Genomic DNA, 26472 nt, shown 5'->3' on the forward strand with positions numbered 1-26472 from the left:
GTATGACTTTGGGCTCGCGCCGGCCGCCAGCGCGGGCGCACGCCTGCCCACCGCCTTGCGCGTGGCCGACGTGGCCGGCCCCGGCTGGATGGACGGCAATGCCATCTACTACCGCCTCGCCTATGCGCAAAGCCAGCGCACCGACGCGTACGCCAACAGCCGCTGGGTGGAATCGCCCGTGAGCCTGTTCGACGCGCGTTTGCGCAATGCGGCGGCCGCGCGCGGCCATGTGGTGGGCTATCCCACGCCCGATGTGCCGAGCCTGCGTATCGAGCTGGTCGACTTTTCACAGGTGTTCGACAGGCCCGAAACCAGCCGGGGCGTGGTGCGCCTGCGGGCAACGGTGTCGCTGGCGCGGGGGGTGATCGACCAGCGCGTGGTGCAGGCCGATGCGCCTGCGCCCAGCCCTGACGCTGCGGGTGGGGTGACGGCGCTCACGCAGGCGTCCGACAAGGCCATCGGCGAGGTGCTCGACTGGGTGGCGGGTTTGCCGCTGGCGGCGTCAACCTCTGCCGTGCCTGCAACGCCCGGCGCTGCATTTGGCACGCGCCGGCGCTGATACCTCAGCCTCTCCACCGGATGGAGGAACCATCCGTGATGAGCGGCATCGGACGCTATCATGGGCGGTTTCTTCCGGGCATGTCCGCTCCTCCTTCTAGATAGCTGCTTCTTCCGGTGACGGACTTCCACTCGCAACCCGCCGTACCCACTCCGCATCGCCACTCGCCGCTTGCACGCGCCGGGCTGGGGTGGTTCGTGCTGTTGGTCGTCTACGCAAGCCTGTATCCGTTTGCCGGCTGGACAGACGCCGGCGTCTCGCCGTTTGCCTTCCTGAGCGCACCGCTGCCGCGCTACAACACCGGCTTCGACTTGCTCACCAACGTGTGGGGCTACATGCCGCTGGGCATGCTGACGGTGCTGGCGCTGCATCCGCGCATCACGGGCTGGCGTGCGGTGTTGCTGGCGTTGATGGCGGGGTTGCTGCTCTCGGGCGCCATGGAAGCGATCCAGACTTACCTGCCCACGCGCGTGTCCTCCAACGTCGATCTGGCGACGAATACGCTGGGCGCGCTCCTGGGCGGCATCGTCATGCTGCCGTTTGCGGCGCGGCTGATCGACCGCGGCGGGCTGCGCCGCCTGCGCCGCCGCTGGTTCGAGCCGCATGCGACCTTTGCGATCCTGCTGATGCTGGCGTGGCCGTTTGCACAGATTTTTCCGCAGGAATTCCTCTTCAGCATGGGCGGGGTGATCCGCAGCATCCTGCTCGATCCATCGCCGGATGCGTTTGTCGTCAATTTCCTCAACGGGTGGTTTCCGGAACTGTTCGACTGGCAGGACAAGCTGACGGCGCACCCGGAAGCGCTGCAGCGCCAGGAACTGCTGGAAGCGCTCATCACCGCTTGCAGCTGGATCGGCACGGGGCTGCTGGCCAGCGTGGCCATGCGCCGCGGGGCGCCAATGCTGCGCCTGCTGGCTGCGTTGCTGGCCGGCGCGCTGCTGGTGAAGGCGGGGGCGACAGTGCTGCAGTTTCCGTTGGGCGGCGCGTGGGATTGGCTCTCATCCGGCGCGCGTTTCGGGCTGGTCGTCGGCTCGCTGGTGCTGGTGTTGCTGGTGCGTCTTCCGCGCTGGCTGCGCGGTGCGCTGGCCATGGCCCTGCTGATCGCGCTGATCATCCTGTCCAACGTGCTGCCGCCGAGCCCCTATTCCTGGGTGTCGGCGCAAAGCTGGCGGCTGGGGCGGTTCGTCCATTTCAACAGCCTGTCGCAATGGATCGGCTGGCTGTGGCCGTTTCTCGGCCTTGGCTACCTCGCCTGGCGCGCCGAGCAGACGCAGCTGCAGCGGCGCGCCGGACGTCAGGCGCGTTGAGCACGCGCTGTCGCCGATGCCGCCTCTGGTGACGCCACGCGTCGCACCGCAATCAGCGCCGCCAGTGCCGCAAGGTATACCGCGGCCATGGCGACAAAGCCTGCACGCCACCCAAACAGACCCGTCGACAACCCCGCCACGCCCAGGCCGATGAGCGCGCCGCCCTTGGCTGCGCTGCTGCACAACCCCAAGGCAAAACCTTGACGATCTTCCGGGCTGGTTTCTGCCACCAGGCTGTTGAGGACCGGCAGCAGCCCGCCAAGGCACAGACCCCACGCCAGGCGCGCAGCGATGAACGCGGCTTCCCCTTGCGCAACGCCCTGCCACAGCGCAGTGAGGCCGCAGACGGCGGTCAACGCGCAGACGCGCCCCAGCGTGACATGCACGGGCAAGCCCGCAAAACGCTTTGCCCACCAGCGCGCAGACAACGCCAGTGTCGCGGCCGTAGCGCTGTAGGCCAGACCGGCCAGCATCACCGACCCATGCAGCGTCTCGGTGATATACGGCGCGAGGAAGCTTTGCGGCATGACGCGCGCGGCCTGCACTGCCACCATGCCAAGCAGCAGGCCGATCACCAAACCGCCCAGCGGAGCGCGACGTGCCTGGCGAGCATCGGCGTTCCGCTCGGTCTCGGATCTCGGAGCGGGCTTGATAGGGGGCAGGCAGAACATCGCCAGCGGAATGCACGCCAGGATGACCACCGCGCCCGCCGTGTTGGCCATGCGAAAGCCCATCCACCCCACGAGCCACGCGCCGACCGGCGGCGCCATAAAGCTGCCGCACGCCGTGACGGTCTGCAGATCGGCGAAGACGCGTCGGCGCATGTCGGCCGGCGCCACGCGCATGGCGTAGATTTGCGCGGCTGCCAGAAAGCCCGCCAGCCCGCCTTGCACCGTGCGCGCCAGCAGCACGCTGGCCGCCGAGTCTGCATAGACCGACCACAGCTGTGATGCCGCCAGCGCGACCAGCGCCCGCAGGATCATCGGCTTGGGCCCGACGCGGTCGGCCAGGCGGCCCCACCATGGCGCAGTGACGAGCGTGGCGGCCATCGGCGCGAAGTACGCTGCGCTCGCCACCCACGCGAACGGCACATGCGGCACCGGCGACAGCTCGCGCAGGAACAGCGGCCAGAACGGCCCCGTCATTTCCATCGCGCCCATTGAAAGGGCCTGGATGACGAGGAGCCACCGGATGGCCCCCCGCCACGGGTCCACAGTCGTTGCCGGGTTCATGCGCGAGCGGCTGCGGCCAGCGGATTGGGCAGCGCGGCATGCATGTCGTCAGACTGGTCGCGCAGACGCATGCGGACGAACGTCTTGAACGTCCATGGCGCTTCGAGCAGCGCGTGGCGCTCGCGCGTCCAGGTGTCGGCATCCAGCGCTGGGCGGTTGGCTTCGAACACGGCGTGCATGGCGTCATGCCACTGGCGTAGCCCGACGACGCTACCGTGCTCGGGAAACAGCGCCAGCGCCAGTTCACCGATATGGCACAGCAGGAAGGCGTGGATCAGCTTCTTGCGCGGGATGTCCCGATCGGGATACGTGGTGTGGCCGGCACGGAACGGCTCGATCGAGAAGCCTTGTGACTGCAGCGTCGGCAGCGCGATCTTCACGTCGCCAAAGTCGCGCACAACCAGCCGCACCGGCATGCCGGCCGCGTCGATGACGACGAAGGTGTTCTGCTGATGCGCCTCCAGAGCAATGCCGTAACGCAGATAGAGGCCGACGATGGCCGGAATGGCGACGCGCAGGTACGCGTCGAAGAAACGCGCGGCCCGCTCGGCGCGCGTGCCGTCGGCTTGGCGCGCCAACACGGTGTCGAGCAGCATGGGTGCGTCTGCGTGCGTCATGTCGGCGGTGAAGTCCGGCGTGAAGAGGGCACCGACCGGCAGCAGCCGCGCGTTGCCGGCAATGCGCGTGGTGGGGTTGTCGCGCACGATCATCGACAGATGCCGGGCGCGATCGTCATCCGTGCCAGCCACGTGTATGCCGTGGCGTTCGGGCACGATCGACAGGACGCTCGCCAATCCTGCATCGGTCGCGAGAATGCGTTCCAGCAGAGCGCTCACGCGCGGCCCCATCACTGCCGATTTTGGCGATACGGTGCGCTCAACGCTGGTCAGCCGCATGCTGACCGGCAGCTTGAGCATCGGGCCGCCCGGCGCGTCGGTCGCGGCCACAGTGCGGAATGACATTGTCGGGCGGGCGGCAATGCCGATGTCCGGCAGGTTGATCAGTTCGCCTGCGGCAAATTCAGCGGCGAAGGTCTCGCCGAGCGTCGTGTCGCGCTGCCACGGATGTACGGGCAGGGGCAGCCACGCTTCGGGCGCGAGCTGGCGTGCCAGCAAGGCTTTGCGAAACGCCGCCATGGCTTGGGGGAAGGTCGCCGCGAACCAGTTGGCGTACGGCTGCACACCGTCCATCGTGGTGACCTGCAGGCGATGCGCCGCGACGGCCACCAAACCGATGGGCACCTGAGCCTCGAACTCTGGTGAGAGCGCGATGACCTGTTCAGGAGCAAGCCCCAACCGTGTCTTGTAGGCCGGATGCCACGGATGCCCGCCGGTGCCCCACTGCTCGGTACGCGCCAGGGCGTGCGGCGTGCCATCGCCGCAGAGCAGGGCCAGCGCGTCCTGCGACGCCGCAACGCGATGCTCGGCGGCTAGACGCTCGCCCCAGACCAGTCGATAGGCCTGGCACAGCGTGTCGTTGTCCTGGCTGTTGTCCAGTTCCGTCGCGAGCCGGGCGATGGCGGCCAGGCGGTGGGCGTCGGTGGCATCGCCAATGTCCAGCATTGGCGCGAGCCAGTGGAGCAGGGCGGATGGACGTTCAATGGGCGTCGGCGGGCGGTCGTGCGCCAGCACAGCGACGTCGCCCGTCAATGTCCAGCTGCCGAGCGCGCCCGGCCGCAAGCCGGTGAAACGCAACAGCACGCGCTGCTGCCAGATCGGCAGCAACGTCACATCGGCGCGGGTATCGGCGATGAGCTGGTCTGCGTTGAGCAGCGCTTCACGAAACAGCGCCTGGAGCAGGCGCGACAGCACTCGCCGCCGTGCCAGTTGTTGTGCCGCTGACCAATGCTCGGCCTGCACGCCAACTTCGAGCAGCGCGGGAATGGATTCAAGACGGAAGTTGCCGGCCGCGGCGGCAGCGGATGCGGTTTGGGTCTTGGCGGCGGTATCGGATCGACGTTGCACGAGGGCTCCTACGGGACATGAGCGTGTGCAGGCGAGCGGGGCTCGGCCCTGCAACACAGGGGGTCCAGATGTAGGGGCCGCTTCAGAGACAGGCGGGAGTGCAACGCCCTCCCTGAGGGGCTGCAAGGGAGGCTCGTTCTTCTAGGTATGTGCGCAACGCAAACAGCCTGGTCGGCTGCGCGGTGGCGCCATTTGGTGCGCTGCAGTGTAGATGAGAATGATTCGCACTTGCAACACTATTCCATCAATGTGCGAGATCGGGTGACGGAGCCGACGCGTGCCGTCTTCACGTAACCGACATGAATCCTTTCTACCTTAGCGCGTGGTGAGTAGACGGCGCGCGCAGCACAGTCGGACTCGCCGATGTCATCTGGAGGTCATCTGTGTCTGCCAACCGAAATGCCAGCGCTTCACGCCGCGTGCCTGCGTTTGTGGCGGTGCTGCCGCGCTGTTCGCGCTCGTGTTGAACGGTTGCGATGCTTCTGACCCACATGTGCCTGCCGTGGTGCGCGCGCCGGCTTCCGCGCCGCCCGCCTCGCCGCCGCACGCGGTTGCCTCGCAAAACGGCTTGGCACCGCCTGTGATTCATACCGTCGACTGACTTTGTTCGTTGCGTTCAGTCAGTCGCTGCCCCGTGTTGTTCCCCCCACCCCCCAAATACACAGACATCAGGACGAGAACATGACCTCCAACAGTCGCCGTGGTTTTCTCCGTTCCGCCGCCCAGTTGGCTGCCGCATCCGCAGCCATGGGCGCGGTGCCCGAAGGCATTCGCAAGGCGCTGGCGATTCCCGCTCATAACGCGCACCGCAATATCGAAGACGTGCAGCACATCGTGATCCTCATGCAGGAAAACCGCTCGTTCGACCATTACTTCGGCACGCTCAAGGGCGTGCGTGGGTACGGCGATACGCGCACCGTCACGCTGCCGACGGGCAAGAGCGTGTGGCACCAGCCGCTGGCCGGAGGCGTGGGCGAAGTGCTGCCGTTCCGCCCGAGCGCGCCGGATCTGGGCTTGCAGTTCCTGCAAGACCTGCCGCACGGCTGGAACGACACGCACCTTGCCGTCAACGGCGGGCGTTACGACGGCTGGGTCCCGCACAAGGGCACCACGACGATGGCATACCTGACGCGCCAGGACATTCCGTTCCACTACGCGCTGGCCGACGCCTTCACCATCTGCGACGCCTATCACTGCGCCACGCCCACGTCGACCGATCCGAACCGTTACTACATGTGGACGGGCTACGTCGGCAACGACAACGTCGGCGGCGGTCCCGTGATCGACAACGCAGAAGCCGGCTACGGCTGGTCGACGTATCCGGAAGTGCTGGAGGCTGCCGGCATCTCGTGGAAGATCTATCAGGACATCGGCACCGGGCTGGACGCCGCCGGCTCCTGGGGCTGGACGAGCGACGCCTACATCGGTAACTACGGCGACAACTCGCTGCTGTACTTCAAGCAATACCAGGGCGCGCAGCCGGGCAACCCGCTGTACGACAAGGCGCGCACCGGCACCAACGCCTCGGCGGGCGACGGCTACTTCGACATCCTCAAGCGTGATGTGCAGAACGGCACGTTGCCGCAGGTGTCATGGATTGCCGCGCCCGAGGCTTTCTCGGAGCACCCGAACTGGCCGGCCAACTACGGCGCCTGGTATATCGATCAGGTCTTGCAGGTCCTGACTTCCAACCCCGAGGTGTGGAGCAAGACCGCGGTGTTCATCACCTACGACGAGAACGACGGTTTCTTCGACCACGTCGTCCCGCCGTTTGCATCGTCGGGCAGCAATGGGCTGTCGACAGTCGACACCACGGGCGAATACTTCCCGGGCAACAGTACATACGCAGCCGGCAGCTACGGCCTGGGCCAGCGCGTGCCGATGCTTGTGGTATCGCCGTGGTCAAAGGGCGGCTACGTGTGCTCGGAAACGTTCGACCACACGTCGATCATCCGTTTCATCGAGCAACGCTTCAAGCGCACGCACCGCGTGAAGTCGCCGAACATCTCGAAGTGGCGTCGCGCCGTGTGCGGTGATCTGACATCCGCGTTCAACTTCGCCACGCCCAACGAGGTGGTGCCTGCATTGCCGAGCACCGCCGCCTACGTGCCGAAGGACAAGCTGCGCCACGCCAGCTACGTGCCGCTGCCGCCGCTGGTGCAGGCCGTACCGAAGCAGGAAGCCGGTGTGCGCCCGTCGCGCGCCCTGCCGTACGAACTGTTCGTGCGCGGCCGCCAGGATGAAGCCGCCGGCAAGTTCCAACTGGAATTCGTGAACACCGGCGACGTGGGTGCAGCTTTCCTCGTCTACACCGCCGGCAGCTCCGACGCGCCGCGCACCTACACGGTAGAAGGGGGCAAGCGCTTGTCGGACAAGCTGGCCGTGAGCGCGGGCGGCGCCTACGACTTCACGGTGCACGGCCCGAACGGCTTCCTGCGCCGCTTTGCCGGCAAGCTCGCGCTGTCGGGCCTGCTGCGTCCGCATGGCCATGCGTTGGAAGTGAAGGAAGGCTATGACGTGGCCAACGGCAACCTGCAACTGCGCCTCATCAACCACGGCCGTGCGCCCACCGTCTTCACAATCAAAAGCGCTTACACGGGCGAGAGCGTGCAGCGCGAAGTGCGCGGCGGTGACGATGCGTCGGTGTACCTGGACCTGCGCAGCCAGCACGCCTGGTACGACTTGACCGTCACGGCCAGCACCGATGCCGGCTTCGAGCGTCGCCTTGCCGGTCACGTTGAGACAGGCCGCGTCAGCGCGTCTGATCCGGCGCTGAGCGCATAAGCGGTACCCACGCAAAAACGGCCCGCCGGCGTGGTCTGCCGGCGGGCCGCTTTTTTTCCGACGCTTCTGCGTCAGAGCTGCTTCGTGTACGTGCGTGCTTGATACAGCGCCAGCGCGCTCAGCCCGACGATCACCACGATCGCCAGCACATCGGCAAACGGATAGCCCCAATATTGCGTCATTGCGTTGTCTCCTTCGGTTCGATGTCGAGCAGGCCGGTATCGGCCATGCGTTGACGGCCAAACTCGGTGATGGCGTAGCGGAAGTGCACCTTGCCGGTGGCTTCGTCCAGCGTGTCTTCAGCCGTTTGCACCAGGCCGCCGGAGTAGAGATCCGCGAGGATGGCGCGAATGCTGCCCGTCCAGTATTCGTCTTCGGGTTTGCTGTATTCAATGCAGGTGCGATGGGCGATTTCGCTGTCCCACAGCGTGTCGTTGCTCGCGAGCAGTTGCAGAATGTAGCCCTTCATGTGCAGCTTCATGCGTGCGTCTCCGTGGTTGCAGGTGCCACGCCGCCGCGGATCACTTCCAGGTTTTCGGAGCTTTCCGACACCATCACGAAGCCGCCGAAGATCACCAGCGCCAGCCCAATCAGGAAGTACCACTCCGGAAACTGCAGCGTGAAGATGGCGGTGAAGAAGGTGGCGAACATCGCGTAGAACGCGCCCAGCGCCTGACCGCGCCCCACGCCGATCAGCGGGAATGACTTGTACCAGGCCACCGCGCAGAACGAGAAGGTGACGCCGCCCACGACCAGCCACAGCAGCGCCTTGCTGTGGACAATACCCGAGGCAATCTCCGTAACCGGCACAGGCACATGCGCAAACAGCGCGATGGCCGGCAGGATGAAGACGACCCAATAGATGGCCTCGGCGGTGTAACGGATGGAGACCCCGCAGTCAGGGTCGGTCACGTCCATGGCGCGGCCCACGATCGCGCCTTCCAGGCCCCAGCCGATCGCCGCCATGGCGCCGCCCAGGTAGCCGATCCACTGATTGCCGCCGCTGTGCGATTCGGCCATCAGTGCCGGCGCGTAGATCGCCACGCCGCCCAGGATGATGATGGCGATGCCCACCGCCGCCCGCGCGCTGATGCGCTCGTTGTACCAAAGCTTGGCGACCGTCGCGCCCACCACCGGATATAGCAGCCCGGCCACTGCCGCGAACACGGCGCCGACATAGCCCATCGCCAGATAGGAGCCGAAGTTGGCCATCAGTCCGCCGACGACTGCCGCAATGAAGTACCAGCGCGAGATCTTACGGAACTGGCCGATGGTGCGGAAGTAATCGCCCAGCTTGCCGAGGGAGCCGAGCCACACCCACTGGAAGAGCGTCACCATGACGCTATGGAACGCCGTGATGACGGCCGCGCAGACAAGGAAGACGCGCGGATCGGAAAGGTCCATCGTGGCAAACGGAGATTCATGCCAGACGGCCGTGCCCGGCACATACCAGGCGCCCCAGAGGATGGCCGCCCATAGCGCCCAGCGGTAGCCCCATTGCAGCGTGCGTCGATGATGTGCCGCGCGGGCGGCGGAGGAAGAGGCCAAAACGATCTCCTTGTTCTGTAGGCGTCAGGTGCAGAGAAAACACGTGTGACGCCTTAGTTACTGGAGGTTAAGAAATTAACTATTAGTTCTTTGGAGTCTATGCCGGCCCTCCAGGCGTGCCGGAAAAAGTCGCAATGATTGACGGGATTGTCAGAAGTTGACGTCTGGGACGTCAGGCAAGACCCAGGGCTACGACGTGCACATCTCCGGCACCGTATCCACCACAGTAATCAGGTGCAGCGGTGCGTCGGTGGCCGGGTCGCGCGCCAAGGACGTGGTCATGCGCACTGGCACTGCCGAGCCATCGCCGCGTACCAACTGCAGCGAGAGCGCATACGTGGGCACCGTACCGGCCAGCAACTCGCCGTATTGACGCAGATGACTAGCGAGGTCGTTGCGGTGGGTAAGGTCCAGCAGCGTGCGTTGCTGCAGCGCCGTTTCAGGCTGGCCCAGCAGCGTGCACAGCCACGGGTTGGCGCGCAGGCAGCGGCCTTCCAGGCTGACCTGGGCGATACCGACCGGCGCCTGCTCGAACAACGTCCGCAGCTTCGCCTCGCTGTCGCGGAAGGCCGCTTGTGCTTCCACTTCAGCGGTAATGTCCTGCGCCGCGCCGATCATCGTAGGCTTGGCTGCGGAAGGGTCCTGCGCTTCGCCTTCCTCACGAAGATGGCGACGCGAGCCGTCGGGCAGGGTGATGGTGTATTCGACGCGATACGGCTGCCGTGAGGCGACGGCCCGGTCCAGCACGGCCTGCACACGGGCACGATCCGCGGGAACGATGGCGTCCAGATAGCGCGCCATCGTCACCGGCGTGGATTGCGGCGCCCAGCCGAAGATGCGGTAGGCCTCATCCGTCCAGCGGCAGGCGTCGCTGCCAGGTTCCCAGATCCAACTGCCGAGGTGTGCGATCTGTTGCGCCTTGGCCAGCAGCGCCTCCGAATCGCGCAACGCGGCTTCGGCCGTGTGGCGCTCAGTGGTGTCCAGGCTCAGGCCGATCATCTTGAGCGGGCGGTCCTGCGCGTCGCGCACGAGCGTCGCACGCGAGACGATCCAACGCACCACGTCCGGCGCGGGGGCAATGCGGAATTCATGCTCGTAGACGCCCCCCGCACTCAGGTTCTGCGAGACCGCGGCCTGCACACCCGGCACGTCTTCGGCGAGGACGCACTGCCAAAAATCTTCCAGCGTGCGGATCGGCCGGCCAAACAGGCGCGCGACATTCGGCGAATAGGCGACCGCGTCCGTCAGCAGGTTCCACTCCCACGTGACCACGCCGGAAATCTCCTGCGCGAAGGTCATGCGTGCCTCGCTTTCCATGATTGCGGCGATGTGCTTTTGGCGGCCTTCGCGGGCGCGGGCGTCGGTCGTCAGGCTCGCTTCCAGGTCGGCCAGGGCGCGGTCGCCGTAGCGCAGCCAAAGCCAGTTCACGTTCAGGAAGCGGGCCAGCGCCAACAGATTGGCGTATTCGATCTCGCCGCCGCGCGTCCATTTGTGGACAGCGGAGGGTGACACCCCCAGCGCTGCCGCCACTTGCTTGAGCTGGATGCGGCCACGCGTCAGCACCCCTTTGAGGCGGCCGGCAAAGCTGTCGTCATCGAGCGGGCCGTCTGGCGGCGGAAGTGCTGCGGCGGTCATGGAGTGGATTTACTGGGAGTGATTCGCGACAGTATAGCGTGCTGAATATAGCAAAAATCTATCAGAATTTGATGTTGTTAAGCCATAACGATTGGCCTGAAGCAACTAATTTTTCCTAGACTAGTCGAAAATTCTCCAAAGGTAAATAAAAACACTATCAGTGAATTTCAGGGTCGCCGCACCGGATTGGCGTCTGACAACGCCACCGTGCCGGCATTTCGGGCGCCGACTTCTTTGCGCGCCCCATCATCCATAGGGGTACTGGATATGACGCAAGCTTCTCTTTCCACCGATTTCCGTGCCGCCACGCTGGCACCTCGTCTTGATCTCTACATCGACGGTCAGTGGGTGCAGCCCGAAGGCGGCGTGTACCGCGACATCGTTGATCCCGCCACCGAAAACGTCCTGACGCAGGCCGCCGATGCCTCTGTGGCAGATACGCAGCGCGCCATTGCCGCCGCCCGCCGCGCATTCGACGAAGGCCCGTGGCGCCAGACCGGCACGCGTGAGCGTGCGCGCCTGCTCAATCGCATTGCCGACGCCATCGACGCCGACGCCGAGAACCTGGCGACGCTCGAATCGCTCAACACCGGCAAGACCATCATCGAAAGCCGCTGGGACATGGATGGCATTGCCGCGACGTTCCGCTACTTCGCGGGCTTGGTCGCCACGGAATCCGGCCTGATCAACGAGGCACCGGACACCGTCATCAGCCGCACGCTGCGCGAGCCGGTGGGCGTGTGCGGCCTCATCACGCCGTGGAACTACCCGCTGCTGCAAGCCGCCTGGAAGATCGCGCCGGCGCTGGGCGCGGGCAACACCGTCATCGTCAAGCCGAGCAACCTGACGCCGCTGACCACGCATCGCTTTACCGAGCTGCTGATTGAAGCTGGCGTGCCGGCGGGCGTGTTCAACCTCGTCACGGGCGCAGGTGAAGCTGGTGCCGAGCTGTCGCGCAACCTCGATGTGGATCTCGTGTCGTTCACGGGCGGCGCTGTTGCAGGCGCGGCAGTCATGAGCGCCGCTATCGGCAACTTCAAGAAGATCGGCCTGGAGTTGGGCGGCAAGAACCCGAACATCATTTTTGACGATGCGGATTTCGATACCGCCGTCGATTACGCAGTCAACGCGGCGTTCTTCCATGCGGGCCAAGTGTGCTCGGCCGGATCGCGCCTGATGCTGCAGGATGGTATCCACGACCGCTTTGTCGATGCGCTGGTCGAGCGCGTCAAACGCATCCGCGTGGGCAATGGCTTCGCTGAAGGCACGGAGATGGGCCCAGTGCAATCCGCCTTCCAGCGCCAGAAGATCATCAACATGATTCAGGCCGGCGTGCAGGAAGGCGCGGTGCTGCGCTGTGGCGGCAAGGCACCGGAAGGCGAGGCATTCCAACGAGGCTTCTGGCTGGAGCCGACCGTGCTGACCAACGTGCGTGACGACATGAAGATCGCCACCGAAGAAATCTTTGGCCCGGCGCTGACCGTTGAGCGCTTTTCCACGGAAGAAGAAGCAGTGCGCCGCGCCAACGCCACGCCGTTCGGTTTGGCCGGCGCGGTGTGGACGGCTGATCTCAATCGGGCCAACCGCGTGACCCGCGCGTTGCGTTTCGGCACCGTGTGGGCCAACGACTATCACCCGTACTTTCCCGAGGCACCGTGGGGCGGCTACAAGGCCAGCGGCATTGGCCGTGAGCTGGGCCGCGGCGGTCTGGACGAATACACCGAACTCAAGCACAGCTACATCAACCTCGCTCCGCAGCCGATGGGCTGGTTCGGTGCGGACGCTGAGTAAGAACGGGAGGGCATGTTTTGACCACGAATACCGCACAGGAATACGACTACATCATTGTGGGCGCGGGCTCGGCTGGCTGCGTGCTGGCTGCGCGCCTGACCGAAGACCCGGACGTGACCGTGTTGCTGCTTGAAGCAGGCGGTCCCGACCACCGCTGGGATTTCCGCACGCAGATGCCGGCGGCGCTGGCGTATCCGCTGCAGGGCACCACGTATAACTGGGCCTACGAAACCGAGCCCGAGCCGCACATGAACAACCGCCGCATGTCGCAAGGCCGCGGCAAGGGGCTGGGCGGCTCATCGCTTATCAACGGCATGTGTTTCATTCGCGGCAACGCGATGGACTACGAGCGCTGGGCGAGCGATTTTCAGTTGGACGATTGGACCTATGCCGACTGCCTGCCGTACTTCCGCAAATCGGAAACGTATGACAAGGGCGCCAACGACTGGCATGGCGATTCCGGCCCCCTGCAGGTGACCACGCCCAAGCACGACAACAGCCTGCTGTTCCACGCCTTTATCGAAGCCGGCGAGCAAGCCGGTATCCCGGCCACCGACGATCTGAACGGCTATCGCCAGGAAGGTCTGGGCCCGATGGACCGCACCGTGACCGCCAAGGGCCGCCGCGCCAGCACATCGCTGTGCTATCTCGACAACGCACGCAAGCGACCCACGCTGACCGTGCTGCCGCGCGTGCTGGCCGATCGCGTGATCTTCGATGGCCCGCGTGCCGTGGGCGTCGAGGCGCTGATGGATGGCAACCGCGAAACATGGCGTGCGCGCCGCGAAGTGATCGTCACCAGTGGCGCCATCGCTTCGCCGCAGTTGCTGCAGCGCTCAGGCGTGGGCAATGCCGATGACCTGCGTGAGATGGGCATCCACTCGGTCGCGCACCTGCCGGGCGTGGGCGAGAACCTGCAGGACCACCTGGAGATGTACATCCAGTACGAGTGCCTGCGTCCGGTGTCGATCTACGAAAACACGCTCTGGTATAACAAGCCGAAGGTCGGGCTGGAGTGGTACATGCACGGCACCGGCCCTGGCGCCAGCAACCACTTCGAGGCGGGTGGCTTCATTCGCAGCGATGACAGCTTCGAGTGGCCAAACATTCAGTACCACTTCCTGCCGCTGGCCGTGAACTACGACGGCAGCAACCCGGTGAAGATGCATGGGTTCCAATGCCACGTGGGTTCGATGCGCTCGCCATCCACGGGCCACGTGAAGCTCGCTTCGCGTGATCCGCGTGACAAGCCGCGCATCCTCTTCAACTACATGGCGCACGATGTGGATTGGCGCGAGTTTCGCGCCGGCGTGCGGATCACGCGCGACATCATCGCGCAGCGTGCCTTCGATCAATATCGCGGTCGCGAAATCAGCCCCGGCCCGAGCGTGCAGACCGACGCCGAGATCGACGCCTTCGTGCGCCATCACGCCGAGACCGCCCTGCATCCGTCTTGCACCTGCAAGATGGGTTCAGCAGACGATCCGATGGCAGTGGTTGACAACGAAGGCCGCGTGCACGGCTTGGAGGGCCTGCGCGTGGTCGACGCGGCGATCATGCCGCGCATCGTTACCGGCAACCTGAATGCGCCGACGATCATGATGGCGGAGAAGATCGCCGACCGGATTCGCGGTGTGGCGCCGCTCGCGCGCTCCGACGCGGCGTTCTATGTGCATGGCAAATCGCCGCTGCAGGCGCCGGCCAAACCGCTGGTCGCCAGTGAACTGGTGGTGGCCTGATGCGCTGGCACAAGGTCGCGACGATGCTGGGCGGGGCGGCGGCCTGCGCTGCTGCGCTGGCGGATGACGTGCCGGCCAGCGAGGACAAGCGCTGGTCGGCCAATGCATCGGTTGTTTCGCAATATGTGTCGCGCGGCCTGCGCCAGACATGGGGAAAACCTGCCCTGCAAGCCGGCGTTGATTACACCGCGCCAAGCGGTTTCTATGCCGGTGTGTGGGGCTCCCAAGTCAGTGATCACGTCATCGCAGGTGCGCATGCCGAGATCGATACCTACCTCGGCTATGCCGCGACCGTTGCGCATGGCGTGGAGTTGACCACCGGGCTCTACCGCTACTGGTACCCCGGTACACGCTACGACAAGGCTGTCGGCGGCGGCCCCGCCACCGGCTACGACTACACGGAATGGATGGTCGGCGCCGGCTGGCGCGGCGTGTCGGTCAAGCTATGGACCACGCTGTCGAACTACTTCGGCTTCGATGGCAATTCGCTGGCTGACGGCATCGATCGCGGCAGCCGCGGTTCCACCTACGCCGAAGCCAACTGGGCCGTGCCCTTGCCCAACGACTTCACACTCGGCCTGCACGTCGGCCACGAGCACGTGCGCAACCACAGCGCATTCAGCTTCACGGATTACCGCATTGAACTCTCGCGGCCCATCAACAAGTTCCTGACGCTGTCTGCTGCTTTGACTGGTGCGGATGCATCTGCCTATGCGCATCAGCTCTCCGCGCGCAATGGAGCAGATCGCATGACGCTCGGCCGACGCACGGTCGCACTCAAGTTGACGGCCACGTATTGAGCGGCGGGCGACGGCTCTCTACCTGCAACCCCTTTCTCCACAACCTCTGCTTTCAAAGCACACACCATGGCCTCCCTGGGTTTTACCGACGTTGTCGGTCTGGTCGGCGTCGCCGCTTATGTTTCTGCGCACTTTGGTGTGCAGGTCCTGCATAAGCCGCCGACCGGCGCATTCGCCGTTCGCCTCAACCTGCTTGGACCGATTTGCATCCTGATTTCGCTGATGGGCTCGTTCAATCTCGCGTCGTTTCTTACCCAGTTCTTCTGGCTGGCGTTGACGCTGATGGGCTGGTGGCGCAATAAGCAGGCGGGGCGCCCGGTAGCGGAACCCGCTGGCGCGCCGCGCCCAGGGCATCCAGCGCAGCAGTAGGTTCGCCACTCACGGTCAAAACCGCGTCGACGTACGCGGTTTTCTTTGCATGACAGCTCGGAGATCGCAGTAGAAATGTGACTCATGATTCGCCAAATCAATGGCAGGCACTGAACAATTGTTGATTTATGAAGAACAGTCTTTTATTCGATCTGCCATTTATTCACCAATGGCAACGATCTATTCTGATCACAAGCGCAACGAACTGAGCGCAACCGAATATCCAGACACATCAGGAGCCCATCATGAACACCCGTCTCGCAACCGCTTTCTCCCGTAACGCTTTGCTGGCCCTAGTGGCCACGGTTTCGGCTTCCGCCGCTCTGCTGTCGGCCCAGCCGGCCGCCGCCGCCGTCCAAAGCAGTGCCGATCCGTACACGCAAGGCGCTGCCGCCAAGGCTGATCCGTACACCCAGGGCGCGGCTGCTAAGTACGACGTCTATACCCAGGGCGCGGACCGCCAGGCTGATACCTACGGCTATCTGTCGTGGAAGAACGACCGCTTCGATCCGTACACTCAAGGTGCCGTCGGCAAGGCTGACCCATACACCGATGGCGCAATCGCCAAGGCCGATCCGTACACCGACGGCGCTGCCGCCAAGTACGACGTCTACACGCAGGGTGCTGATCGTCAGGCCGACACCTACGGTTATCTGTCGTGGAACGGCGATGCCTCGTATCCGAAGGATGCCGCTTCGCGCGTCTGATCGAACCGCATCAAAGCAAAAGGGCCTTGGGGTGCAACCCAAGGCCCTTTTTGTTTGTGCAGTGGCGCTGCTTCGTGATCAGACCACGCCGGCTTCGTGCGCTTGTTGATCCGCGTGGTACGAGCTGCGCACCATGGCGCCCACGGCTGCGTGCGTGAAGCCCATCTCGTACGCCTTCTCTTCGAACATCTTGAAGGTGTCCGGATGCACGTAGCGCAGCACCGGCAGGTGGTGGCCCGACGGCGCCAGATACTGGCCGATCGTGAGCATGTCGATGTCGTGCTCGCGCATGTCGCGCATGACTTCGAGAATTTCCTCATCGGTCTCGCCCAGGCCGACCATCAGGCCGGACTTGGTCGGCACGTTCGGGTTGCGGGCCTTGAAGTCCTTCAGCAGCTTGAGCGAATGCGCGTAGTCGGCGCCGGGGCGGGCCTGCTTGTACAGGCGGGGCACCGTTTCGAGGTTGTGATTCATCACGTCGGGCGGGCATTCCTGCAGGATGTCCAGCGCCTTTTCCAGGCGGCCGCGGAAGTCCGGCACCAGCACTTCAATGCGCGTGGCCGGCGACAGGGCGCGCGTACGCGAAATGCAATCGACGTAATGCTGAGCGCCGCCGTCACGCAGGTCGTCGCGGTCGACGCTCGTGATGACGACGTAGTTGAGCTTGAGTTCGGCGATCGTCTTGGCCAGATTTTCCGGCTCGTTCACGTCGAGCGGGTCTGGGCGGCCGTGCCCGACGTCGCAGAACGGGCAGCGGCGCGTGCACTTGTCGCCCATGATCATGAACGTGGCCGTGCCCTTGCCGAAGCACTCGCCGATGTTCGGGCAGCTTGCCTCTTCGCACACCGTCACGAGGTTGTTGGCGCGCAGGATGTCCTTGATTTCGTAGAAGCGCGAGTTGCCGGTGGCGGCACGCACGCGAATCCAATCCGGCTTTTTGAGCTTCTCGGCCGGCACGATCTTGATGGGAATGCGTGCGGTCTTGTCGAGCGACTTCTGCTTGGCCGTCGCGTCATACGGCTTGTTCGACGGGGTGGCAGGGGTGGCGACTTCAGTGGCGCCGGCGGCGGAATCGGTCATCGTGTTCTCCGCACGGGCTCGCGGCTCGTGCATTTCCGGGCGCTATGCGGTAGCGGCCTCGGCGGGGTGCGCTTGCGCGCGTTGCTGCAATTGGGCGACCAGCGCATTGGCCAAGTCGCGGGAAACGGGTTGCCAGTCGTTCGCATCGACGGCGCGTCCGGACGTATCACGGGCGCCGGCGGTCACCATATCGACGGTTTCCAGGCCGGCATAGCCACACGGGTTGATCTGCGTGAAGGGCGACAGGTCCATCGCCAGGTTCAGGCTCACGCCGTGGTAGCTGCAGCCGTTGCGGATCTTCAGGCCCAGCGCGGCTATCTTGGCGCCCGCATGCGGCCCGCTCGACAGGTAGATGCCGGGGGCGCCAGCCTTGCGTTCGGAGGCGACATTATACGTGGCGAGCGTCTCGATGACGGCCGCCTCGATCGCGTCGACCAGGGCCTTCACGAATAGCCCGCGTCGGCGCAAATCCAGCAAAAGGTAAGCGACGACTTGGCCGGGGCCGTGGTAAGTGATTTGGCCGCCACGATCAACTTTCACCAGCGGGATGTTGCCGGGAGCCAACAGATGCGCCGGATCTCCGGCCAGGCCGAGCGTGAACACCGGCGGGTGTTCGACCAGCCAGATCGTGTCGGGCGTATCGGGGCCCCGCTGCGCGGTGAATGTCTGCATTTCGTCGAAGCAGGCGGCGTAGTCCCGCAAGCCGCGCTCAACGATGTCAATCGGAATCATGCCCGCGAGTGTAGCGCAGGGCCGCTAACGGCGCCCTGCGCCTTTGCCCGCTTCGGTCGCAGGGTCGGGCAAAAAAAATGCCGGCGCGATGGGAGGCATCGGCGCCGGCGTCGGCTTTTGCGGCAGCTGCCGCAAAGGAGGCTAGGAACAGGTTTCGGGCTCAGGCGGCCACGACCGGTGTGTCGGCGTGCTCGTTCCAGCCGAGTGCGGCGAGTGTGTGGCGCCATCCGTTCGTGACGTGCCACGGCTGGCGCGGCATGTGGCCGTCGGTGGCTTCCACGGCCAACGCGACTGGGCCGAGGGCTTTCGGGTCGACCGAGACGACGATTTCTTCACCGCGTTTCACGGCAACGCTGCCGCCCGCGTGCAGCCATTCGTCGCCGGCTTTGTTCTCGTGTGTGATCCATACGTCGTGCCCGCAGGCTTCTTCGACGCGCAGATTCTGGTTGGCCGGCATGCGCAATGCCACCACTTCGCCGGGCTGCAGAGTGAATACAATTTTTGTTAGTACAGCTTTCATGATCGGCTCCTTCACGGCAGTGGGATGGGGCCTTGCCGTTGAAGGAATTCTAGGTGCTTGGTTGCCTTGTACCAAACGATATATATTGCGTTTCTTGATAGTGCAGCTCACATAAAAATCACGCTGCGCTACGAAAATCCGGAGGGAAAGATGACCGAAATCCGCGAGCCGATGCGCTTGCCGTCACTTGGCGCGCTGCGGGTCTTCGAGGCGGCGGCACGCTATGAGAGTTTTTCGCGTGCGGCGACGGAGTTGTTCGTTACGCACGGTGCCGTCAGCCATCAGATGCGCACCCTGGAGGACGAGCTGGGCGTGCCGCTGTTCGAGCGACGCGGCAAGCGCGTCATGCTCACCCACGCGGGCCGCGCCTATGCCGATCGCGTGCGCGAGGCGCTCGACCAGATCGCCCAGGCCACGCACCAGCTGCGCGCCGGCAACCGCGACAACCGCCTAGCCATCAGCACGATGCCGTCATTTGCCGCGCGCTGGCTGACGCCGCACATCGGCACCTTCATCGAGCGCCATCCCGAGTTGGAAGTGGAGCTGTTCTCCAGCCCCGCGCTGGTCGACTTCGCGCGTGAAGAGATGGACGTGGCGCTGCGCATGGGTTCGGGCAACTATCCGGGCCTGTACGTGGAAAAGCTGCTCGACGATGTGTTCTTCCCGATCTGCAGCCCCGCGTTCAACGGCGGACGGTTGCCACGCACGCTGGCCGAGATGGCGAGCATGACCCTGCTGCGCAGCGAAGGCGAGGCATGGAAGCCGTGGTTCGATGCGGCCGGCCTTGAGGGGTTTGTCGAGCCACGCGGCGGGCTTATGTTCCAGGATTCGTCGTTGCTATTGCAGGCCGCGGCAGCGGGGCAGGGTATTGCGCTGATCCGCCCGACGTTGGCCTTCAATGACCTGCTGACCGGTCGCGTGGTGCGCCTGTTCGAGACGACGATCCCATGCCCATGGAACTATTACTTCGTGTGTCCGCACAGCGCGCTGCAGACGCCGAAGATGCAGGCGTTCCGCACGTGGCTGCTGCCGGAGATTGCGGCGTTCAAGCTCAAGCTGGCGGGGCTGATGAACGACAACGCGGTGTGCCTGGGGCACGTCTCGAAGGGCTGAGCCCGGCCATCGAAAAAAACGCGCTGACAAAGCAAACGCCCCGGCATGACCGGGGCGTTTTGCTTTCTGCTTGGTGGCGCAGAGGTGCGTTACAGCACGATCTTCACCATCGGGTGGCTTGTCAGCGCCTGGTACAGCGCGTCGAGCTGTTCGCGGCTCGTCGCACGCACGATCACCGTCAGGCCCAGGTAGTTGCCGCTCGAAGACGGGCGCTTTTCCAGGCGCCCTTCGTGGAACTCCGGGTCGTGCAGACGGACCACCTCGACAATGGTCGCGGCAAAATCGTCATGCATCGGCCCCATCACCTTGATGGGGAAATCGCTCGGGTATTCGATGAGCGACTGTTCGGGCGGAATGTGGCCCGGCGGGGGAGTGTGAGAGGAGGTCATGCCGAAGTAAGTGGGGACGATTACTTCTTTTTAAACCACAGCTTGACCGCGTCGATCGTGCGGCCGACGAAGCCGGCTTCCGGCACCGCTTCGAGCGCCACCACCGGGAACTCCGACACTACGGTCGAGCCGTCCATCACCTTGACCGTGCCCAGTTGCTGGCCTTGCGCGATCGGCGCGATCAGCGGGTCCTTGCGCTCCAGCACCGGCTTCAGGCGCGCACCTGCGCCCTTGGGCACCGTGATCCACTTGTCTTCCGACACGCCCAGTTTCACGTTTTTGGCCTGGCCCTTGTACACGTCGGGCGTCTGCAGCGCGTCCTTGGCCTTGTACAGGCGCACCGTATCGAAGAACTGATAGCCGTAGTTCAGGACTTTCAGGCTCTCCTGTGTGCGGATAGCGTCGCTCTTGGTGCCGATGATGACCGACAGCAGGCGACGGTTGGCGCCCGGCACATCCGGCAGCGGACGGTTGGCCGAGGTGACGAGGCAGTAGCCAGCCGACTTGGTGTGGCCCGTTTTGCCGCCGTCGACGGTCGGGTCGAGCCACAGCAGGCGGTTCCGGTTGGACTGCTTGATGTTGTTATAGGTGAAATCCTTCTGCGAGTAGAACTTGTAGTCCTGCGGGAAATCCTTGATCAGCGCCGCGGTCAGGATCGAAAGATCACGTGCGGTCGAGTAGTGATTCGGATCGGGCAGGCCCGCGGCGTTCGCGAAATGTGTGCTCTTCATGCCCAGACGCTCGGCTTCGCGGTTCATCAGCATCACGAAGTTGGTCTCGGTGCCGCCTACCGCCTCGGCCAGCACGAGGGCTGCATCGTTGCCCGACTGGATGATCAGGCCTTGCGTCATCTCGCGCACCGATGCCGGCTTGCCGGCTTGCAGGAACATGCGAGATTCGTCGGTCTTGACCGAGCGCACGGTCTCGGTGGGCGTGATCATCTGGTCGTACTTGAGCTTGCCGTCGCGCACGGCTTCGAAGACCAGATAGGCCGTCATCAGCTTGGTGAGCGAGGCGGGCTCGATGCGTTCGTCCATGTTCGCGCCGCCGAGCACTTGGCCGCTGGTCACGTCGGTCAGCATCCACGAGCGGGCCGCGACCTGCGGGGCAGGTACCGGTTGCGCCATGGCGGGCAGCGCGGTGACCAGCACGGCGGCTGCTACAGCGGTTGCGGCGGCGGAATGGAAGGCGAGGGGCGTGAAATGGGCGAAGCGGGTCTGCATGTCGGGTCCTGCGGTCTGCTTGGAGTTCAATGGCGCCGCCTGCCAGAAAAAAGGGGGGAGGCGCGGCGTCCGGAAAATCAACGGGTTTGGTGTTACGGCTGCGGCGCCCAGGCGCCGGTAATGAGCTGCCGGATCAGATGCAGCTTGCGGTGGAAGAAGTGATCGGCGCCCGGGATGACGATCACGGGCAGCTCCTGAGGGCGCGCCCAATTGAGCACGTCGATCAGCGGCACGGTGTCATCCTGTTCGCCGTGGATGATGATGGTGTCGGCCGGCACTGGCGCGACATCCCAGCGGGAGGTGGCGGTGCCGACCAGCGCCAGACGCTCGGCAGGCGTGCCGGCTTCGGCCAGGCGACGTGCCACCTGAGACACGACAAAGCTGCCGAATGAGAAACCGCCCAGTGCCACAGGCAGCGTGGCCACGTCGGCGGACCATTCGGTCTGCGTGCGCATCCAGTCGAGCACGGCCAGCATGTCGTCCTGCTCGCCGATGCCGTTGTCGTGCGTGCCTTCGGTCTTGCCCACACCGCGAAAATTCAGGCGCACCGTCACATAGCCCAGGCCGACGAAGGTGCGTGCCAGCGTCTGCGCGACCTTGTTGTCCTTGGTGCCGCCGAACAGCGGATGCGGATGGCCGATCAGCGCCAGGCCGCGCGGCGCGGTGTCCGGCTGGTCGATCGACAGGTCGATCTGCCCGACGGGGCCAGGAATCAGGCGTTCTTCGGTATGAACGTTCATGGAAAAGGGAAAAGCAGATGCAGTAAAGCCGGGCTCACGCGTTGGCAGGGCGGTCGACCATCAGCCGTTCGACCGGTTTGCCTTCAACCAGATGGCTCTGGATGATTTCGTCGATGTCTTCCTTGTCGACAAAGGTGTACCAGACGGCCTCGGGGTAGACCACCATGACCGGACCGAGTTCGCAGCGGTCCAGGCAGCCGGCCTTGTTGATGCGCACGCGGCCTTCGCCGTTGATGCCGAGTTCCTTGCAGCGCTTCTTGGCGTATTCCTGCATGGCCTTCGCGCCGAAATCGGCGCAGCAGCGCGAGCCGTCCTCGCGTTCGTTCAGGCAGAAGAAAACGTGGTGCTTGTAATGGCTGCTCATGGGCGGACCGAGAAGGCTGGGAGGGCTGCGTGACGGCACGCGCGGCAAGATGCAAATGGCTTCCTGGCGTCGCGCACCCATGTGGATTTGCGTAACGAGCCGGCATTATACGGCCCCGATGTCCCCATTCCTTCTTGGATACGAGTGCGACGCGACGGCGCGATGCTGCATCGCAACACGTTTTCCGGATGTCTGGACACCTTCTGTGCGCGGATTCCGGGATTGACGACGGCTGAGGCGGGTGCCATCGTAGTCACACCAAGGTGGGACAAGGGTTGGCGGGCCGCCAGTGCTTGAGTTTGACGTTGGCATAGCCCTTGCAATAAAGAGCGACCTGCTGCGGGAGGCGCCGGACACATCGGCGTATCGAGGCAGGAGAGAGACCACACCAGGGCGGGTCGGACCGGGCGAGCAGTTGAGCGCACGGCCGGTCTGTGACACTCGAGGAAGACATGAAAAAACCGTTCTATAAAATCCTGTACGTACAGGTGCTGGCGGCCATCGTCATCGGCGTTCTGCTGGGCCATTTTTCGCCCGCACTTGCCGTCAAGATGAAGCCGCTGGGCGATGGCTTCATCCAACTGATCAAGATGGTGATTGGGCCGATCATCTTCTGTACCGTCGTCTCCGGCGTTGCCGGCATGCGCGACATGAAGAAGGTGGGCCGCGTGGGCGGTAAGGCGCTGCTCTACTTTGAGATCGTCTCGACCTTCGCGCTGGTGATTGGCTTGGCCGCGGGCCACATCTTCAACCCGGGCTCGGGCTTCAACGTTGATGTGAACACCATCGACGCCAAGGCCGTTGCCCAGTACGCCGCCAAGGCGCATTCGGCCAGCACGGTCGACTTCTTGCTCAACATCATCCCGAGCACGGTTGTCGACGCCTTTGCCAAGGGCGACATCCTGCAGATTCTGCTGATCGCGTTGCTGTTTGGCGGTGCGCTTTCGGCCATCGGTGATCGTGCACAGATCGTCACGGACTTCATCGACCAAGTCGCGCACGTGTTCTTCCGCATCGTGCACATCATCACGCGCGTGGCCCCGATCGGTGCCTTTGGCGCCATGGCATTCACCATCGGCAAGTACGGCGTGATCTCGCTGGTGCCGCTGCTCAAGCTGGTCGGTACGTTCTACCTGACTGCCATCATCTTCGTGGTGGTGGTGCTGGGCATCATCGCGCGGCTGGTCGGCTTCAACATCTTCCGCTTTGTGTCGTACATCAAGGAAGAACTGCTGATCGTGCTGGGCACGAGCTCGTCGGAATCTGCGCTGCCGCACCTGATGGAAAAGATGGAAAAGCTGGGCTGCTCGAAGTCGGTGGTGGGCCTGGTGGTTCCGACCGGTTATTCGTTCAACCTGGACGGCACCAACATCTACATGACGATGGCGGTGATCTTCATCTCGCAGGCGCTGAACATCGAGCTGACCTGGACGCAGCAGCTGACCATCCTGGCCGTTGCCATGCTGACGTCGAAGGGCGCATCGGGCATCACCGGTGCGGGCTTCATCACGCTGGCCGCAACGCTGGCCGTGGTGCCGGATATTCCGGTGGCGGGCATGGTGCTGATTCTCGGTATCGACCGCTTCATGAGCGAATGCCGTGCCCTGACCAACATCACCGGCAACGGCGTGGCCTGCGTGGTGATCTCGGCCTGGGAACGTGAACTGGATCGCGCCAAGCTGGCTCGCGTGCTGTCGGGCGACCGTAGCGATGAGCGCGTGCCGGCCACCCCGGCAGTTTGATCGATCCAATCTGGCTGGCGCCTGCGGGCGCCGGCGCTTGAAAGCGCAAAGCGTATGATTGCGGGGCCTGTCCTTCCAGACGGCCCCGCTTCTTTTTTGGCATGCACCTCCTGAAGCATCTCGGCGACATGCCGACTTCGGGCACGGCTTTGGAAGGCACGGCAACACTCTCTGCCGCCGACCTCCAGCCGATGTCCGATCCCGATTTCTCCCTGACCAGCGCCTCCGGCTCGCGACGCGGCTTCTGGTGGCTGGTGGCGCTCGGGCTCGTGGTGGTGATGGCCATGGTGTGCGCAACCACGTTTGTGGTGGCGTGGAACCGGGGGCTCACGCAGGCCCAGCAGGCCGCGGGCGGGCGGGTCGATCGCTATGCCGCCAACCTCAAGAGCACGCTCGACCGCTACGAATACCTGCCCGCGCTGGTGGCGCTGCATCCGTTCATCCACGATCTGCTCGCCAATCCGACGCCTGCCAACGTCGACCGCGCGAACCGCTATCTGCGCGAAGTCAACGATCGGGCGCACGCCACTGCGACCTACGTGATCTCTCCAAGCGGCAAGGCGCTGGCCGCATCCAACTACAACCAGCCTGACAGCTTCGTCGGTGCTGAATATCTGTTCCGGCCGTATTTCCAGCAGGCAGCGGAAGGCCACGTCGGGCGCTTTTACGGCATTGGCATCACGCGCGAAGAGCCCGGCTATTACATCTCGCAGCCGGTCATGCAGGACGGTCGCGTGATCGGCGTGACGGTCGTCAAGCTCAACCTCGAATGGTTCGGCCGTGCCAGCCACGACGCGTCGGAACCCGTGATGGTGGCGGACGAGAACGGTGTGATTTTCCTGTCGTCCGTGCCCGCGTGGCAGTACCGCACGGTGGAGCCTCTCACGCCCAAGCTGCAGGCGCAGTTGGAAGCGACGCGCCAGTATTACCGCAAGCAGATCACGCCACTGCCGTTGCAGCCTGAGGCACCTGCCTTCCTGCGATTGACCGGACGGTTGCCGGAAGGTGCAGAACTGATTCGCGTTGGCGAGCGCACGAACGCCACGCGCTATCTGCAGGTTTCGCGTGACCTCGTCGAGCCGGACTGGACACTGATGTACCTCACGCCGGTGGACCCGGTGATGAGCGCTGCCCGCAGCGCCACCGTGGCGGCGGCGTTTGCCTTTGCGTTTGCGTGCCTGCTGCTTTTCTACTGGCGCCAGCGCCGCCTGCGCATGATGGAGATGCTGCGCAGCCGCCGCCTGCTCGAAGCCGCGTATGACCAGCTCGAACGCCGCGTCGAAGACCGCACGGCCGACCTGATGGCCACCAACGAACAACTGCAACACGAGATCGTCGACCGCACGCGCGCCGAGGCAGAGTTGCGCGCCACGCAGGACGAACTCGTGCAGGCCAGCAAGCTCGCGGCCTTGGGCCAGATGGCCGCCGGCATCACACACGAACTCAACCAGCCGCTGGCCGCGCTGCGCACGTTCTCAGACAACACGCGCATCCTGCTTGAACGCGGCCAGCACGGCGCCGCCACTGACAACCTGCAGGCGATTGCCGACCTGACCGAGCGCATGGGCAAGATCACCGCGCAGCTCAAGCTGTTCGCGGGCCGCTCCCGGCGCAAGGTGGTGGATGTGCAGGTGCGCGTGGCGCTCGATCACACGCTCGCGCTACTGCGTCCGCGCCTGGGCGACGTGGCACTCGAACTGCACTGGCATATCCCCGAGGCGGATGCCGTTGTTCGCGCGGATGAACTGAAGCTGGAGCAAGTGCTGATCAATCTGATTGGCAACGCGCTCGATGCGATCAACGCCAATGAACCCGCCCGCGCCGGACGCATCGACATCAGCATCGGTCCCGCCGAGGGCGCGCCGTCGCAGTCGAACCAACTGACCATCGCCGTGCGCGACAACGGCCCTGGCATTCCACCAGACGCCATGCCGCACCTGTTCGAGCCGTTCTTCACCACCAAGGAGATCGGCCAGGGGCTCGGCCTTGGGCTGGCGATCTCCACCAGCATCGCGCGCGATTTTGGCGGCTCGCTGTCGGCTGCCAACATGCCGGGTGGCGGTGCCCAATTTACGCTGACGTTGGTACGCGCCGACGTCACCTCCGCGGCGTCCACCTGATCCGTTTTCTACAC

General features: G+C 64.5%; 23 protein-coding genes. 11 read left to right on the forward strand and 12 right to left on the reverse strand.

The window, feature by feature from the left end:
• A partial coding sequence (locus tag ACCD03_RS17425) for an ABC-type transport auxiliary lipoprotein family protein (RefSeq protein ID WP_413412404.1) occupies window positions 1-559 on the forward strand: 559 nt, incomplete at its 5' end.
• Between the two features lie 104 nt (window positions 560-663).
• Window positions 664-1866: a VanZ family protein gene (locus tag ACCD03_RS17430; RefSeq protein ID WP_325648671.1), complete on the forward strand. Its 1203-nt coding sequence runs from the start codon at window positions 664-666 to the stop codon at window positions 1864-1866.
• Here the strand turns inward: ACCD03_RS17430 and ACCD03_RS17435 are convergent.
• Together ACCD03_RS17435 and ACCD03_RS17440 are read right to left on the reverse strand one after the other, a co-directional pair.
• Window positions 1854-3098, reverse strand: coding sequence for a rhizoferrin export MFS transporter (locus tag ACCD03_RS17435; protein WP_413412405.1), 1245 nt, complete (start codon window positions 3096-3098; stop codon window positions 1854-1856). The genes ACCD03_RS17430 and ACCD03_RS17435 overlap by 13 nt on opposite strands.
• Complete coding sequence (locus ACCD03_RS17440) at window positions 3095-5062, reverse strand: NRPS-independent rhizoferrin synthetase (RefSeq protein ID WP_413412406.1); 1968 nt, start codon at window positions 5060-5062, stop codon at window positions 3095-3097. Before ACCD03_RS17440 ends, ACCD03_RS17435 begins: the two co-directional genes overlap by 4 nt.
• Window positions 5063-5743: 681 nt before the next feature.
• Between ACCD03_RS17440 and ACCD03_RS17445 the strand changes: the two genes are divergently transcribed.
• Window positions 5744-7846, forward strand: coding sequence for a phosphocholine-specific phospholipase C (locus ACCD03_RS17445; protein WP_413412407.1), 2103 nt, complete (start codon window positions 5744-5746; stop codon window positions 7844-7846).
• 178 nt (window positions 7847-8024) lie between these two features.
• On the opposite strand, the gene ACCD03_RS17450 is transcribed toward ACCD03_RS17445, so the two are convergent.
• The 3 genes from ACCD03_RS17450 to ACCD03_RS17460 form a co-directional block, all read right to left on the reverse strand.
• Entirely contained in the window at window positions 8025-8327 is a 303-nt protein-coding gene (locus ACCD03_RS17450; RefSeq protein WP_045202427.1) for a hypothetical protein, read from the reverse strand.
• Window positions 8324-9394, reverse strand: a complete 1071-nt coding sequence (locus ACCD03_RS17455) for a DMT family transporter (protein ID WP_045202429.1) — start codon at window positions 9392-9394, stop codon at window positions 8324-8326. Before ACCD03_RS17455 ends, ACCD03_RS17450 begins: the two co-directional genes overlap by 4 nt.
• A 189-nt stretch (window positions 9395-9583) precedes the next feature.
• On the reverse strand, window positions 9584-11029 hold the full coding sequence (locus ACCD03_RS17460) for a PAS domain-containing protein (protein ID WP_413412408.1): 1446 nt from the start codon (window positions 11027-11029) through the stop codon (window positions 9584-9586).
• Between the two features lie 267 nt (window positions 11030-11296).
• On the opposite strand from ACCD03_RS17460, the gene ACCD03_RS17465 reads away from it, so the two are divergent.
• The 5 genes from ACCD03_RS17465 to ACCD03_RS17485 all read left to right on the forward strand — a co-directional run bounded on the left by ACCD03_RS17465 (window position 11297) and on the right by ACCD03_RS17485 (window position 16435).
• The gene (locus tag ACCD03_RS17465) at window positions 11297-12820 is read left to right on the forward strand and encodes an aldehyde dehydrogenase family protein (protein ID WP_325648489.1); all 1524 of its coding nucleotides are present in this window, start codon (window positions 11297-11299) and stop codon (window positions 12818-12820) included.
• 17 nt (window positions 12821-12837) lie between these two features.
• Window positions 12838-14559: a choline dehydrogenase gene (gene betA / locus ACCD03_RS17470; protein WP_325648491.1), complete on the forward strand. Its 1722-nt coding sequence runs from the start codon at window positions 12838-12840 to the stop codon at window positions 14557-14559.
• On the forward strand, window positions 14559-15359 hold the full coding sequence (locus tag ACCD03_RS17475) for a TorF family putative porin (RefSeq protein ID WP_325648493.1): 801 nt from the start codon (window positions 14559-14561) through the stop codon (window positions 15357-15359). The genes betA and ACCD03_RS17475 overlap by 1 nt, the downstream gene beginning before the upstream one ends.
• A 66-nt stretch (window positions 15360-15425) precedes the next feature.
• On the forward strand, window positions 15426-15728 hold the full coding sequence (locus ACCD03_RS17480) for a CBU_0592 family membrane protein (RefSeq protein ID WP_045202433.1): 303 nt from the start codon (window positions 15426-15428) through the stop codon (window positions 15726-15728).
• A 245-nt stretch (window positions 15729-15973) separates the two neighbouring features.
• The gene (locus tag ACCD03_RS17485) at window positions 15974-16435 is read left to right on the forward strand and encodes a hypothetical protein (protein WP_325648495.1); all 462 of its coding nucleotides are present in this window, start codon (window positions 15974-15976) and stop codon (window positions 16433-16435) included.
• A 78-nt stretch (window positions 16436-16513) separates the two neighbouring features.
• Here the strand turns inward: ACCD03_RS17485 and lipA are convergent, their stop codons facing one another.
• The 3 genes from lipA to ACCD03_RS17500 all read right to left on the reverse strand — a co-directional run bounded on the left by lipA (window position 16514) and on the right by ACCD03_RS17500 (window position 18767).
• The gene (gene lipA, locus ACCD03_RS17490) at window positions 16514-17515 is read right to left on the reverse strand and encodes a lipoyl synthase (RefSeq protein WP_004633801.1); all 1002 of its coding nucleotides are present in this window, start codon (window positions 17513-17515) and stop codon (window positions 16514-16516) included.
• A gap of 42 nt (window positions 17516-17557) precedes the next feature.
• Window positions 17558-18247 (reverse strand): lipoyl(octanoyl) transferase LipB, encoded by a 690-nt coding sequence (lipB, locus tag ACCD03_RS17495; protein WP_413412409.1) that lies wholly within the window; start codon window positions 18245-18247, stop codon window positions 17558-17560.
• Window positions 18248-18407: 160 nt separating this feature from the next.
• On the reverse strand, window positions 18408-18767 hold the full coding sequence (locus tag ACCD03_RS17500) for a DUF2917 domain-containing protein (protein WP_045202436.1): 360 nt from the start codon (window positions 18765-18767) through the stop codon (window positions 18408-18410).
• A gap of 150 nt (window positions 18768-18917) precedes the next feature.
• On the opposite strand from ACCD03_RS17500, the gene ACCD03_RS17505 reads away from it, so the two are divergent.
• A complete protein-coding gene (locus tag ACCD03_RS17505) occupies window positions 18918-19880 on the forward strand; it encodes a transcriptional regulator GcvA (protein WP_413412410.1) in 963 nt (320 codons plus the stop codon).
• Window positions 19881-19969: 89 nt separating this feature from the next.
• On the opposite strand, the gene ACCD03_RS17510 is transcribed toward ACCD03_RS17505, so the two are convergent.
• The 4 genes from ACCD03_RS17510 to ACCD03_RS17525 form a co-directional block, all read right to left on the reverse strand.
• A complete protein-coding gene (locus ACCD03_RS17510) occupies window positions 19970-20269 on the reverse strand; it encodes a YbeD family protein (protein WP_004633811.1) in 300 nt (99 codons plus the stop codon).
• Between the two features lie 20 nt (window positions 20270-20289).
• Complete coding sequence (locus ACCD03_RS17515; RefSeq protein WP_325648501.1) at window positions 20290-21492, reverse strand: D-alanyl-D-alanine carboxypeptidase family protein; 1203 nt, start codon at window positions 21490-21492, stop codon at window positions 20290-20292.
• 92 nt (window positions 21493-21584) lie between these two features.
• Entirely contained in the window at window positions 21585-22232 is a 648-nt protein-coding gene (locus ACCD03_RS17520) for an alpha/beta hydrolase (protein ID WP_045202441.1), read from the reverse strand.
• A gap of 34 nt (window positions 22233-22266) precedes the next feature.
• On the reverse strand, window positions 22267-22596 hold the full coding sequence (locus ACCD03_RS17525) for a (2Fe-2S) ferredoxin domain-containing protein (protein ID WP_045202559.1): 330 nt from the start codon (window positions 22594-22596) through the stop codon (window positions 22267-22269).
• A 452-nt stretch (window positions 22597-23048) separates the two neighbouring features.
• On the opposite strand from ACCD03_RS17525, the gene ACCD03_RS17530 reads away from it, so the two are divergent.
• Window positions 23049-24338: a dicarboxylate/amino acid:cation symporter gene (locus tag ACCD03_RS17530; RefSeq protein WP_045202443.1), complete on the forward strand. Its 1290-nt coding sequence runs from the start codon at window positions 23049-23051 to the stop codon at window positions 24336-24338.
• A 101-nt stretch (window positions 24339-24439) separates the two neighbouring features.
• A complete protein-coding gene (locus ACCD03_RS17535) occupies window positions 24440-26458 on the forward strand; it encodes a sensor histidine kinase (protein ID WP_325648505.1) in 2019 nt (672 codons plus the stop codon).
• The last annotated feature ends 14 nt before the right edge of the window (window positions 26459-26472 follow it).

The sequence above is a fragment of the Ralstonia sp. Ralssp135 genome, from assembly GCF_047304345.1.
Classification (GTDB): Bacteria; Pseudomonadota; Gammaproteobacteria; order Burkholderiales; family Burkholderiaceae; genus Ralstonia; species Ralstonia chuxiongensis.